Source organism: Streptomyces laculatispora (genome assembly GCF_017353455.1).
Taxonomy (GTDB): Bacteria; Actinomycetota; Actinomycetes; order Streptomycetales; family Streptomycetaceae; genus Streptomyces; species Streptomyces laculatispora.
This window is the reverse complement of record NZ_JAFMPZ010000113.1, coordinates 1-13,436: the sequence shown is the minus strand read 5'-3', so window position 1 is coordinate 13,436 and position 13,436 is coordinate 1. Positions and strand designations below refer to the sequence as shown.

Annotated in this window: 11 protein-coding genes and 2 pseudogenes; 11 read left to right on the top strand and 2 right to left on the bottom strand. The window is 68.9% G+C overall.

Going from position 1 to position 13,436, the window contains the following annotated elements; genetic code table 11:
• Nucleotides 1-74: 74 nt before the first annotated feature.
• Both J1C73_RS06790 and J1C73_RS06785 read right to left on the bottom strand, forming a co-directional pair.
• The gene (locus J1C73_RS06790; protein WP_207315531.1) at nt 75-1,670 is read right to left on the bottom strand and encodes a PucR family transcriptional regulator; all 1,596 of its coding nucleotides are present in this window, start codon (nt 1,668-1,670) and stop codon (nt 75-77) included.
• A gap of 264 nt (nt 1,671-1,934) precedes the next feature.
• A pseudogene (locus J1C73_RS06785) lies at nt 1,935-2,235 on the bottom strand (integrase core domain-containing protein); the annotation flags it as partial.
• Between the two features lie 214 nt (nt 2,236-2,449).
• On the opposite strand from J1C73_RS06785, the gene J1C73_RS06780 reads away from it, so the two are divergent.
• From J1C73_RS06780 to J1C73_RS06730, 11 genes and pseudogenes are all read left to right on the top strand, one after another.
• Complete coding sequence (locus J1C73_RS06780; protein WP_207315530.1) at nt 2,450-3,268, top strand: VOC family protein; 819 nt, start codon at nt 2,450-2,452, stop codon at nt 3,266-3,268.
• Entirely contained in the window at nt 3,265-4,404 is a 1,140-nt protein-coding gene (locus tag J1C73_RS06775) for a PucR family transcriptional regulator (RefSeq protein ID WP_207315529.1), read from the top strand. The genes J1C73_RS06780 and J1C73_RS06775 overlap by 4 nt, the downstream gene beginning before the upstream one ends.
• Before the next feature lie 171 nt (nt 4,405-4,575).
• A complete protein-coding gene (locus tag J1C73_RS06770) occupies nt 4,576-5,790 on the top strand; it encodes a cytochrome P450 (RefSeq protein ID WP_207315528.1) in 1,215 nt (404 codons plus the stop codon).
• Nucleotides 5,791-5,793: 3 nt separating this feature from the next.
• Nucleotides 5,794-6,636 (top strand): polysaccharide deacetylase family protein, encoded by an 843-nt coding sequence (locus tag J1C73_RS06765; protein ID WP_207315527.1) that lies wholly within the window; start codon nt 5,794-5,796, stop codon nt 6,634-6,636.
• Nucleotides 6,637-6,687: 51 nt separating this feature from the next.
• Entirely contained in the window at nt 6,688-7,644 is a 957-nt protein-coding gene (locus J1C73_RS06760; RefSeq protein WP_207315526.1) for a fumarylacetoacetate hydrolase family protein, read from the top strand.
• A complete protein-coding gene (locus tag J1C73_RS06755) occupies nt 7,641-7,964 on the top strand; it encodes a 2Fe-2S iron-sulfur cluster-binding protein (protein ID WP_207315525.1) in 324 nt (107 codons plus the stop codon). The genes J1C73_RS06760 and J1C73_RS06755 overlap by 4 nt, the downstream gene beginning before the upstream one ends.
• A complete protein-coding gene (locus J1C73_RS06750) occupies nt 7,961-9,262 on the top strand; it encodes an NAD(P)/FAD-dependent oxidoreductase (RefSeq protein ID WP_207315524.1) in 1,302 nt (433 codons plus the stop codon). Before J1C73_RS06755 ends, J1C73_RS06750 begins: the two co-directional genes overlap by 4 nt.
• Before the next feature lie 237 nt (nt 9,263-9,499).
• On the top strand, nt 9,500-10,615 hold the full coding sequence (gene pdhA / locus J1C73_RS06745; RefSeq protein ID WP_242643819.1) for a pyruvate dehydrogenase (acetyl-transferring) E1 component subunit alpha: 1,116 nt from the start codon (nt 9,500-9,502) through the stop codon (nt 10,613-10,615).
• 20 nt (nt 10,616-10,635) lie between these two features.
• The gene (locus J1C73_RS06740) at nt 10,636-11,637 is read left to right on the top strand and encodes an alpha-ketoacid dehydrogenase subunit beta (protein WP_242643818.1); all 1,002 of its coding nucleotides are present in this window, start codon (nt 10,636-10,638) and stop codon (nt 11,635-11,637) included.
• Nucleotides 11,634-12,014 (top strand): annotated as a pseudogene (locus tag J1C73_RS06735) (biotin/lipoyl-containing protein); the annotation flags it as partial. The gene J1C73_RS06740 and the pseudogene J1C73_RS06735, both read left to right, overlap by 4 nt.
• A 283-nt stretch (nt 12,015-12,297) precedes the next feature.
• A partial coding sequence (locus tag J1C73_RS06730; protein ID WP_207315523.1) for an IS110 family RNA-guided transposase occupies nt 12,298-13,436 on the top strand: 1,139 nt, incomplete at its 3' end.

Here is a 13,436-nt window from a genome sequence, read left to right as displayed (position 1 = left end):
CGACGCGAGCACTGCCACCGCTGCCTGCAACGCGTCCCTCCGCTCCGCGATCATCAGCATCCGCAACCGCGACGTCATGGTGCGGTGAACCGGTCGCCGACCCGGAGCTGGATCCAGAGCAGGAGACGCTCATCCTGGTCGGCAAGGCTGAATCGGAAGATTTCCTCGGCGCGCGTGATCCGGTATCGGCATGTGTTCGGATGCACGTTGAGCCGGCGGGAGGCGGCGGCGATGTCGCTGTTGGCGTTCAGGTACGCGAGCAGCGTTCTGGCGTAGGCCGTGGCGTGCTCGCGGTCGTAGACCCGAATGGCAGGTCCCAGCCCTTGCATCATCCGGGGATTGCCGGAAAGGTCCTCGGTCAGCTCCAGAAGGGTCGCGCTCGCCCGGACCTCGTCGATCGTGGCGATGGAGGGCAGGCCAGGCTCTGCCGGCCGCTCGGCGAGGACCTTCAGCACCACATCGGCATCCTGGCGTGAGCGGGCCGCCAGGTGCAGTCCGGCGACGTGGGAACCGAGTGCGGCATGGACAGGAATCCGAAGGGCCGACATCGCCCGCCGGGCGATGTCGGCCACGAAGCCGCGGTACGACGGCCCGGCAGGCCCCGCCGGCAACAGCGCGTAGACGGTGCCTTCGATCAGCGCGCACCCGTGCCGCCCGTAATGCGCCTCGACGTACACGCTGACGAGGTCCGCCAGCCGAGCGGCCGCCTGCGCGGTGGCGATGCCATCGCCGTCGCGGGGCACCACGACGAAGGCGGCCACGGCCACGGAGACGTCCGGGTCCAGGCTGAGCTGCGGCGCCACGATGTTGACGGCAGCCGGGTCGGCCAGCAGCCGTCGGAGCACATCGGCGCGCTGGCGGCGGGCGACATCAGCGGCTGTACGCGCCGCCAACAGGTGCAACGCTGCGGTCGCCGCGGCCTGCGAGAGGGCTTGCACGGCATCGTGGTCGAGAGCGCCGGCGTCGACCACCCAGATCGACCCGAGCAGTTCGCTCCCGGCGTGCACACTGACGGCCAGGCGGGGCAGGCCGTTCGGGTCGGTGAACCTCTGAACCAACGTGGTGCCGTGCACCTCGCGGTACAGCGCGTCGTTCGCCGGGAGTTCGGGTACCTGCAGGCCAAGAATGCCCTGTCGTCGGTCTTCATCGATCGGCTGTTCGGGCAGAGTGGAGTACGCCAGGATCCGCTGGCGCGGGTCCTCTATGGTCGTCGCGCCGCCAACCATGGCCGCGATCGCGTTGGCCAGGGCGAACAGGTCCCCGACGGCCGGCGTGCCGGCCCCATGAACGGTGCGCCCGGTTTCCGCCAGAACGGAGGAGACCAGGGCATCAAGATGATGCCAGGCAATGTCCTCGTCCGCTGCCAGAAGCGAGATCCCTGTCTCCGCTGCGGTGGTCACCAGCCGGCCGGCCGACTCGCCGTAGCACTTGATGACCAAGCATGTGTAACCTGCCAGCACCGCTTGCCTGAGCAACTCGCCTGCCTCGACGCTCGACGGCCGCACGCCCACAGCGAAGAGCATGGCATTGCGCATCGGTGGCAGCGGCGCGCGCGGTTCGTGGATCAGCGCGCCGGACACCGGTACATCGGCTCCGTCCCGCGCCGTCAGAAGGTGCAGCGGCCCCGGTCCCAGCGCTTCGAGGATTTGCCTGAGCACCACTGTCTTCATGCGAAGACGCACCTCCTGATCGGCTTGGTTCCCAATATTTCGTCCGCGACATCCGGATGCGACCCAGTGGGATCCTGATGCTCCTGCAAAGAAAGCCGCAAGCCTTCTTGGCTTGAGGCGGAGTGCCGCAACTACCGCTAAGCCGACTGGTGTTGTTCGGGGCATCGAATGTCGGCCCGACCTCGTCGCGAGTCACCTGACGGGTAAGGTGATCGCCCCCACCTGCGGCACGTATGAGCGCGAGAAGGACCGGGACGCCGGGTTTCATGCGACGAGTGACAGCGTACGTGTTGTGGTGGTCAGTTGTTGTTCGAATTCGGATGGTGTGAGGTAGCTGGGCGCGGAGTGGCGGCGGCGCCGGTTGTAGTACGGAAGCAAGCGGAACAGCTCGAGCCGGGTCTGTGTCTTCGAGGTACAGCGGTGTCCGTGGAGCAACTCGCGCTTGAGGCCCTGGAAGAAGGACTCGGCGAGGGGCGTTGTCGTAGCTCGAGCCGATCCGGCCAATGCTGCGGCGGATGCCGTGCCGGCGGCAGACGTCGGTGAAGGCGGCTGCGTTGTACTGGGCGAGTTCAACCATCGAACGGTAGAGCGGGCCGGCCATCAGCACTCATCACCCGTCTCAGCCTCGGCTCCCAGCTGCCGCGGACCGGCATCGTTGGTGTGAATCACCATGCAAGCCGAGGCATTGTGGATTCACCGATGACGAAAGCCTGCCCCGGAGCCTACGGTCCCTGCACGAGCCGCAACCGCGGTTCGCACTGCCACCTAGGGAGACAGTCATGTCCGGCAGCGAGGCCAGCCAGGTTGCTTCGTCGGTCCTCGGCGAAGTTTTCCACGTTGCGTACGCAGTCGACGACCTGACCAGGGCAGCCGATTCACTGATCGCACTCAGTGGCGGAACCGTCACCGATCCGGTTCGGATCGAGGCGTTGGTCATGGCGCCCGCACTGTCTGCGGACCCCGCGCGTGTCAGCGGACGCCTGTGCTGGGTGCTGGGCGATGAGCCGCCGGTCGAACTCTGGGAAGGCGGCGCGGAGTCCCCCTGGTTCTGTCCGGCCGGTGGCATGCGGTTCCACCACATCGCCTACTACGCCGACGACATGGACGCGGCCGCTCGCGGCCTTGAAGAGCAGGGGCTCACCCTCGACCTGGCGCCGTACCACGACGGCAGGGCATCTTTGGCTTCGCTTACTTCCGCAACGCGGGTGGCCTGCGCATCGAGATCCAGAACATCAACGACAAGCCGGCCATGGATGCCTGGCTCCGTGGCGAGCCGCTCCAGGTCGACTGGTTCGCCGAGCTTCAGTAGGACAGCGCCCTTCGCAGGGCATTGCGGACTTCGTCGCTCCGTCGCGGCGGTCAGCCGACGCCGGCCGCCGGCGTGCTCACCTTCCCTGTCCGGACCGGTGGCGAGAACCCGTAGACCGGCGGAGAGCAGCTGCCGGATTTCGGTCCGCGGCCTCCAGTACGTGCTGTCGCCGTCCCGCATCGGCACGGCGACCGTGTCCGTGCGCGGCGAACCGGGATTGCCCACGGGTGCCGGCGCGGCGAAGGGTACGGCGGCGGCGCACGATCCTGACCGTACGCTGAGGACATGACATCGGACTCCGCCGCGATGCGTATGCTGTGTGCTGAGGTCGCCCTGCGGCTCGAACAGGAGGATCCCGACCTGACGGCCCGGATCCGCGCCGAGTTGCCCTCGTACGAACACTTGCCGGAACTCGAGCACCGTCGCACGGTGCGTGACCTGACCCGCCTCATGCTGTCCAGCATTGCGTCCGGTCAGGGGCCGATCGCCGAGCATCTCCAGTTCACGCGGCGCTCCGCCCTGCGGCGGGCGCAGTTGGGTGTGTCCGCCTACGACGTGCTGAGTTCGTTCCACATCGTGCGCCGCGAGTTGTGGGCGGCCCTGCAGTCCAGTCCCGAGGCAACCGACGACCTGCTTCTCGGGCTGGTCGAACCGATCGGCCGGTGGACGGAGGCCATGAGCTCGGCGGTCGTCGAAGCCTTCGTCGCGGAATCGCCGGGCACGGCCGTGCAGCACGCCGAATTGCGCCAGCGGTTCCTGAGCGAGCTGGGTGATCGTTCCCTCGGGGAGCAGGTCGCCGAGAGTGCGCGTGCGCTGGCGTTCGACGTGGAGGGGCGATTCCAGGCGTTCTGCGCGGCAAGCGCGTCATGGCCCCGGCCCGAAGTGGAAAACCTGCAACGTGTGACCCGGCGGCTGCCCGGTGTTGTGCATTGCGGAGTTCGCGGCGACGTCATGATCGCCATCGCGCAGGACTGTGACCCGGTGCTTCTGGTCCGGGCCGTCCACGGGATCGCCGGCGATCGGTCGGCCGTCGGGATCGGGCTGCCTCGCCAGGGTCTGGCCGGCGCGCATCTGAGCACCGTCGACGCCGAGCGTGCGTTGCGGACGGCGCAGTTGTGGGAGGTGCCGTTGGTGCGTTTCGCGGATTCCTGGCTCGAGGCGACGCTGCTCGACAGCCGGCCCCGGCTGACGCCGATCCTCGCCGATGTCCAGCAGATCCAGCGGGACCATCCCGATCTCGCCGCAGCCGTCCTGGCCTTCGCCGACTGCGGGTTCTCCCTTTCCGACGCCGCCAGGCGGCTCAACGTGCACCCGAACACCATGGCCTACCGACTGAGCAGATGGCAGGAGCTCACCGGCGCCGACCCGCGGACGTTCGCCGGGCTGGCGCGGTCCGTGATCGGGTGCCGGTCGGCACCACGGTAAAGACCTGCGGCGGCAAGGAACACCCCGTCCGGAGGTTTGTGTAAAGCACAGGAACCCGGCGTTCAAGCTCATGTTTTTCCCAAAGACGTGCTCGTTCGGTCAAACGTATGGTCGGCGGAAGCAAACAGAGGCGCCACCACCCACGACGCGAACGACTCGACGAGGAGCCCCATGTCCGCCTTGGAGTATCTGAGCCTCGGTGATCCCGCGTTTCGCACTGATCGTTTCTCGGCCTACCAGCGGCTGCGCGACCACAACCCCGTTGCCCGGGCCGAACCCGACGGCACGCGAGCCGTTCTGACCCGCTACGCGGACGTCGAGCGGATCTTCAAGGATCCGCAGATGCGGGTACAGCCGAAGGCCGGCGAATTCCCGGCCTACCTCGGCACCGGCCCCGGCGCCACCTTCCACAAACTCTCGCTGCCCGATCTGGACGCACCGAAGCACACCAGGCTGCGCAAGCTCGCCTCGCCCGCGTTCGCGCCGCGAGCGCTGGGCCACATGCGGTCGTGGGTGGAGCGGATCATCACCGACAACATCGAAGCGCTCGCCGCGGCCGACGGCGAAGTCGACTTCGTCGAGCACTTCGGCATGCGCGTGCCCGCCGAGATCGCGTGCCGGCTCCTCCACGCCCCCGCCGCCGACGCGGAGACGGTACTGCGGCGGATGCCCGCGCTCAACCGTGTGCTGACCCACACTCCCCTCACACCGGACGAACTGGCCGAGGCCGACGAAGTCGCGCAGTTCTACTTCGACTACATCGGCGAGATCATAGACTCGAAACGCGGAAAGCTCGGCCCCGAGGACCCGGTCGGCGCACTGATGCTGGCCGAGGAGGAAGGCGGCCGGCTCAGCCGCGACGAGCTGATCGTCACGCTCGTCGGGTTCTTCATCGCGAGCTACCACACCACGATGACGGCGATGACCAATGCCGTCCACGCGTTGCTCTCCCATCCCGACCAGATGCGGCTGCTCACCGCCGACCCGGACCTGGCGCCGGCTGCATGGGAGGAGGTGCTGCGCTGGCAGTCGCCGGTGCACTTCATCACCCGGTACGCCGGCTACGAGTTTGAGCTCCACGGCGAGACCATCGCCGAGGGCACCCAACTGCTGCTCGGGATCGGCTCGGCCAATCGCGACGAACGCCGTTTCCCCGATCCGGACACGTTCGACATCCGACGCGCCGACAAGCGGCACCTGGCCTTCACCGCAGGCGGTCACTACTGCCTCGGCGCCCCGCTGTCCCGGCTGGAGGGCGACATCCTGCTCCGGCTCCTGCCGCAGCGCCTGCCCGCGATGGCGCTGATCGACACCAACACCCCGCGGACCGACGACCTCGTGTTTCCCGTGATGACGGCGCTGATGGTCGCGCCGAAGGGGGTTTAGGCGATGACCGCGGGGCGGTGGCCCGGCGGGCGGCAAGCCGCGGCGTGTGTCACGTTCGACCATCTCGGCGAGGCAGCCGAACTCCAGATGGAGTCCTGGCCCGCCCACATCCCGGTCGGCAGTCACCACAGTGTGTCCACCGAGCTCCCGAACCTTCTGGAGATGCTGCGCGACCGGCCGGTGCGGTCGACGTTCTACCTCGAGGCGTGGAACATCGACACGTACCCGGACGCCGTGCTGTCCATCGCGGACGCCGGACACGACGTGGGGTGGCACGGCTGGTTGCACGAACCATGGTCCCGGACGGACGAACTCGCCCTGCGCACCGCCCTGGACCGCAGCGTCGAGCGGTACGACCGGCTGGGAATCCGGCCGGTCGCGGCTCGCCCTCCCGCCGGCCTGCTCGGCGACCACTCGCTGACGCTGCTGCGCGAGTACGGGTTCGAACTCGCCTCGCTGGCCGGCGATGTCCACGGCGTCCAGGACGGGCTGGCACTGCTGCCCTACCCGTGGACGGGCGTCGATGGTGCCTACTACATCCCCGGCTTCACCCGGCTGCGCAAGGAGGAGCCGGGCGACCACCCGGTCGGGCCGGACATCCTGATCCGCGCACATCAGCGATTCCTCGAGGAGACCATCGAGGCCGGCAGCTTCGCGTCGTACGTGTTCCACGTGTGCTGGCAGGACACGCCGGACAAGGTCGCAGCCATCGCGACCCTGATGGACCGACTCGACGCCGACGACCGTGTCTGGCACGCCCAGTCGGCCGAGATCGCGCGATGGATGCGCGCACACCCCGAAGACTTCGCGGGGGTCGCGCACGTCGACGCGCCCCCTGCGTGGTGACGCCGCCATCCCCGGGCGGACATCCCTTTCCCAGACTTTCCTGGAGACGACATGCGTATCGTCAGCTTCGGCGGACCCGGTGGCGAACAGCCGGGCGTGCTGGTCGACGACCACACGATCCTGCCCCTCGCACCGGTTCTCGCACCCCTCGGGCTACCCGCCACGGACACCACACACATCCTCGCGCTGTGGCCGGCGGTCCGCCCCCTCGTTGAGGCGGCACTGCACGACACCCGCCACCACATCGCCCGCGCGGACGTGCGGCTGGGGCCGCCGGTACCGCGCCCCGGCAAGGTGATCGCCGTCGGGTTCAACTACCCGATGCACTCGAATGCCGTACTCGGGCCTGTTGCCGCACCCACCGAGCCCGTCCTGTTCCTCAAGCTGCCAGGCAGCGTGTGCGGGCCGTACGACCCGCTGATCAAGCCGCCTGAGACGACGGCGCTCGACTACGAGATCGAACTGGCCGTCGTCATCGGCCGGGCGGGGCGGCGGATAGCTCCCGCCGACGCCCACGCCCACGTCGCCGGTTACATGATCGCCAACGATGTCACCGCGCGGGACGTGGCCCTGGGCGCCGGAATCCACTCGCCGCTGCAGATGCAACTCGTCCGGGGCAAGGGGTTCCCGTCGTTCTGCGCGACCGGGCCCTGGCTGCTCACGCGCGATGAGCGCGACGAGCAACTCGACTCCGAGCCGCTGCGCCTGCGGCTGTCGGTCAACGGAGAAGCCCGCCAGGACGGGTGGAGCAGCGACATGCTCTTCGACGTACCGGCCCTCATCGCGTCCATCAGCAACAGCATGGACCTGCTCCCCGGCGACGTGATCCTCACCGGTACCCCGAGTGGCTGCGGATTCGAACTCGACCCGCCGGCCTACCTCGTCGAAGGCGACGAGATCCGCGGCAGCATCACCGGCCTCGGTGAGCTGCACCAGCGGGTCACGGACGAAGACATCACCCAGTACAAAACCCCCGCCACGACCTCCACCATTCGGACGTTGACATGACGAAGATCAGTTACATCCAGCCCGACGGCACCCGCGTCACCGTCGACGCCGGCCCCGGCGACTCGGTCATGTCGGCCGCCCTGGCTGGCGACGTGGACGGGATCGTCGGCGAATGCGGCGGCAACATGATGTGCGCGACCTGCCACGTCTACGTCGACGAATCGGTAGCCGGCCGATTCCCGGCCATGACCGACGACGAGGACCAGATGCTCTCCTGCGCCGAAGCCCCGCGCACCAGCGCCAGCCGACTGAGCTGCCAGCTCCCGGCCGACGGCGCGGCCGACGACATAGTTGTGACCGTGCCGGGGAGTCCAGTGTGAAGCCCGACGCAACCGTTGTCATCGTCGGCGCGGGCCAGGGCGGCGTCCAGGTCGCGGCCTCGCTGCGGGAACGAGGACACGCGGGCCCCGTCGTCCTCGTCGGTGACGAACCGGGTCTGCCCTACCAGCGGCCACCCCTGTCGAAGAGATTCCTGCTGCACCCGCAGACGCCGATCGAACTGCGCCCCCAGTCCTTCTACGAGCGCCGCCACATCGAACTCCGGCATACCCGGGTCACCTCCATCGACCGGTCCGCTCGGCGGGTCCGCCTGGCCGACGGAGACACCCTGGCGTACGACCACGTCGTCCTGGCTATGGGGGCCCGCAACCGCATCCCACCGATCGACGGCATCACCCTGAACGGAAACGTCCAGGTCCGCACCCAGGACGACGCCGAACGCCTGCGCACCCGACTGCAGGCCGCCTCGCATCTGGCGATCATCGGCGCCGGGTTCATCGGCATGGAGGTGGCAGCCGCCGCGGCGAAGACGGGAATCGCGACCACCGTCATCGAGGCACTCCACCGTCCGATGGCGCGGGCGGTATCCGTGGCGACCTCGACACACATGGCCGACCTGCACCGAGCACAGGGCACCACACTGCGCCTGGGCCGCACCGTCGTACGCCTCGACGGCGATCGCCCCGGCGCCGTCACCGGTGTCCGACTGGACGACGGCAGCCTCGTTCCGGCTGACCTCGTGGTCGTCGGGGTCGGAGTAACACCTGCCGTCGAGCTCGCGACCGAAGCCGGAATCGATGTCGGGGACGGCATCCGGGTCGACGCCTTCCTGAGGACCAGCGACCCGCACATCTCCGCCATCGGCGACTGCGCGGAATTCCCCAGCGTTCACACCGGAGCACGAACCCGGCTCGAATCGGTCCAGAACGCCGTCGACCAGGCTCGTTGCCTTGCCGCGTGTTTGACCGGAGCCCCTACGCCCTACAACGCCGTTCCGTGGTTCTGGACCGAACAGTTCTCGACGAAACTGCAGATCGCCGGCCTCGGACAAGGCCAGGACGAGAGCACCACCCTCGGCGATCCGGCGACCGGATCGTTCTCCGTCCTGCTGTTCAAGGACGGACTCCTCGCCGGGGTGGAGTCCGTCAACGCCCCTGCGGACCACACCGCGGCCCGCCGCATTCTGGCCTTCGGCAAGTCTCCGCGTCGCGAGGAGACGGCCGCCGACGGATTCTCGCTCCGCCAATGGGCCGACCGACATTGCCGGAACCAGGACCGAACCGCGGCTCCGCACGATTCGGCCGACGCCCGTGTCGGCCTCACCGCCGATATCCGCTGAGCGAGACGGGCGGGGCGCCACCGCAAACCCCCTCAGCCGGCCCCTTACCACGGAACCCGCGGGCCCGGCGAGGCGGGATCGACAACACCTGCCGCCCGCCGAATCCCCTCCGGGGAGCCGCGGCAGAAAACCCGCAACGCAACGCACGCTCACCGTGAATTCGCAGTATCAAAGGACTTGGAGCTTCTCACCGGGGCCACTCACGGGTCACACGTCCAACGAAAGCGAGCCTCCCCGATGTCCGCGATATCCGCGAAGGCCCTGCGCCGATCGATGCAGAGCTTCCTTCCCTCCCTCGAGCCGGTGCGCTTCGTGGCCGAGGAGGGCACGCCGGCGAAGCCGCCGCCCGGCTACCACGAGCCGGACGACGCGCTCCTGCGTCAGGCCTTCCGGCACATGATGCTCGGGCGGCGGTTCGACGCCCAGGCCACGGCTCTGACCAAGCAGGGACGGCTCGCCGTGTACCCCTCCAGTCGTGGCCAGGAGGCGTGCCAGATAGCCGCGGCGCTGGCGTTGCGCGAGGAGGACTGGCTGTTCCCCACCTATCGCGACTCAATGGCCCTGGTCGCGCGCGGCGTCGATCCCGTTGAGGTGCTGACGCTGCTGCGCGGGGACTGGCACCGTGGCTACGACCCCATGGCCAACCGGGTGGCGCCGCAGTGCACGCCGCTGGCCACCCAGGTTCTGCACGCCGCAGGAATGGCTGAGGCGATGCGGCGCAAAGGCGAGGACGGCGTGGCGCTGGCATTGATCGGCGACGGCGAGACCAGCGAGGGGGACTTCCACGAAGCACTCAATTTCGCCGCGGTGTTCGAGTCACCGGTGGTGTTCTTCGTGCAGAACAACAAGTACGCCATCTCGGTGCCGCTGGCCCGCCAGAGCGCGGCGCCCGCGCTGGCGTACAAGGGCGTCGGATACGGCGTGCGTTCCGAGCAGGTGGACGGCAACGACCTGGTGGCGGTGCTGTCCGTGTTGACCGCCGCGCTCGAGCACGCGCGCAGCGGCGGGGGCCCGTTCCTGGTGGAGGCACACACCTACCGGATGGACGCGCACACCAACGCCGACGACGCGACGCGCTACCGCGAGGCGGCCGAGGTGGAACAGTGGCACACGGCGGATCCGCTGGCCCGTCTGGAAACGTACCTGAGGGCCCGCGCCGTGCTGACCGACGACGACATCGAGGGCGACCGGTCGGACGCCGAGACCCTTGCCGCGGATCTGCGCTCGCGGATGAACGCCGACCACGAGGCCGACCCGCTGGAACTGTTCGACCACGTCTTCGCCGAAACCACCCCTCAGCTGCGCGAGCAACGTGGCCTGCTCGCCGCCGAGTTCGCTGCCCAGGAGGACTGACACACGTGGCGACCGTGACAATGGCGCAGGCGCTGAACACCGCGCTGCGCGACGCGTTGGGCTCGGACGAGCGGGTACTGGTGTTCGGCGAGGACGTCGGCCCCCTGGGAGGCGTGTTCCGGGTCACCGACGGCCTGACCCGGGACTTCGGCGAGCAACGCTGCTTCGATACCCCGCTCGCGGAGGCCGGCATCGTCGGCCTCGCCGTCGGGATGGCCATGGGCGGCTTCCGGCCCGTGGTGGAGATGCAGTTCGATGCCTTCGCCTACCCCGCGTTCGAACAAATCACCTCGCACGTCGCGAAGCTGCGCAACCGGACCCGAGGACGGGTGTCGTTGCCCATGGTGATCCGCATCCCCTACGCCGGCGGAATCGGCGGCGTCGAGCACCACTGCGACTCCAGCGAGGCCTACTACGCGCACACGCCCGGCCTGAAGGTGGTCACCCCCGCGAATGCCGAGGACGCCTACTGGCTTCTGCGCGACGCGATCGCCGACCCCGACCCGGTGGTCTTCCTGGAACCCAAAAAACTGTACTGGTCGAAGCAGGAAACCGAATTCGGCACGCGCCACGCGCAGCCGCTCGGTCGCGCGGTCGTCCGACGCGAGGGGCGCGACGCGACGCTCGTGACATACGGTCCTTCCGTACCGGTGGCGCTTGAGGCCGCCGAGGTCGCGGCGCGGGAGGGACGCAGCCTGGAGGTCGTCGACCTGCGCACTCTGGTCCCGTTCGACGACGAGACGGTGGCCGCGTCCGTGAGACGTACAGGGCGTTGTGTCGTCATCCAGGAAGCCCAGGGCTTCGCCGGGGTGGGAGCCGAGATAGCCGCCCGGGTGCAGGAGCGCTGCTTCCACTCGCTGGGCGCGCCGGTGCTGCGCGTCGCCGGGTTCGACATCCCCTACCCGCCGCCGAAGCTGGAGCACGCGCACCTGCCCGGTGTCGACCGCGTCCTCGACGCGGTGGACCGGTTGCAGTTCGACGACGTGCCCGACGTCCGTCACCTGACCGTGGGGGCAGCATGAGCACCGACACACTCGAAGCGCAGGTCTTCCCTCTGCCCGATCTGGGCGAGGGACTCACCGAGGCCGAGATCGTCGAATGGAAGGTCGCGGTCGGCGACACGGTGGAGATCGACCAGATCGTGGTGGAGGTCGAGACGGCCAAGGCCGCCGTCGAGGTTCCCGTTCCCTACGCCGGTACGGTGCTGTGCCTGCACGCCGATGCCGGCACGGCGCTCGCGGTGGGGCAACCGCTCATCTCGGTCGGCGCGACGACGACCAGGGACCACGTGGCACCCACCGCCGCCGAGCGATACCGAGAGGAGGAACAGGCCGGGTCCGGGAACGTTCTGATCGGCTACGGCACCGGCCACGCGCCCGCCTCCCGGCGGCGTCGCCGACGCGTACCGGCACAGCCCCCCCCGTTATCTTTTTCGCGGTCCTGCAATGGGGCCGTTGGCCTCCGGGCCCGGTATGACTGTGTCCCCTCTGTCGAAGTGATGACCTGGGGGGTGGTGTCGCCGGGTCCGTGGGGTGCCGTCGGAGACGCTGATGAGAGGTCCGGCCACCGCCTGGCCCGGTGCAATGCCGGGCAGCTCGCGGGCGGCAGGTCTGCATAACGTGGATGCGCGAGCACGGTGCCACCGCCGAGGCCGGCAAGGTCAACCACTTGGGAGGGGTGCGATGTTCGACACCGGCGATGTGGGCGTCTTCCTGGGCATGGACGTCGGCAAGAGTGCCCATCACGGCCACGGGCTGACCCCGGCCGGGAAGAAGGTCTTCGACAAGCCGATGCCCAACAGCGAACCGAAACTGCGGGCCGTCCTCGACAAGCTGACCGCGAAGTTCGGCACCGTGCTGGTGATTGTCGACCAGCCCGCCTCGATCGGTGCTCTGCCCCTGACCGTCGCCCGGGACGCGGGCTGCCAGGTCGCCTACCTGCCCGGACTCGCGATGCGGCGGATCGCCGATCTGTATCCCGGCGAGGCGAAGACCGACGCGAAGGACGCGGCGGTGATCGCGGACGCCGCCCGGACGATGCCCCACACCCTGCGCTCGCTGGAGCTGACCGACGAGATCACCGCCGAGCTCACCGTCCTGACCGGCTTCGACCAGGACCTCGCCGCGGAAGCCACCCGCACCAGCAACCGGATACGCGGCCTGCTCACCCAGTTCCACCCCAGCCTCGAGCGCGTCCTGGGCCCGCGACTGGACCACCGGGCCGTCACCTGGCTCCTCGAACGATACGGATCCCCGGCCGCCCTGAGGAAAGCCGGCCGCCGCAGACTCGTCGAACTCATCCGGCCCAAGGCCCCGCGGATGGCACAGAGGCTGATCGACGACGTCTTCGACGCCCTCGACGAACAGACCGTCATCGTTCCCGGCACGGGCACCCTCGACATCGTGATCCCGTCCCTGGCCGCCTCGCTCGCAGCGGTCCACGACCAGCGCAGAGCGCTCGAAGCCCAGATCACCACCCTGTTGGAGGCCCACCCTCTTCACCCGGTCCTGACCTCGATGCCCGGAGTCGGAGTCAGGACCGCCGCCGTCCTGCTGGTCACGGTCGGCGACGGCACCGGGTTTCCCAGCGCAGCCCACCTCGCCTCCTACGCCGGCCTCGCCCCCACAACCAAGTCGTCCGGGACCTCGATCCACGGCGAACACGCACCACGAGGAGGAAACCGGCAGCTCAAACGCGCGATGTTCCTCTCCGCCTTCGCCTGCATGAACGCAGACCCCGCCTCCCGCACCTACTACGATCGCCAACGCGCCCACGGCAAGACCCACACCCAAGCACTCCTCCGCCTCGCCCGCCAACGCAT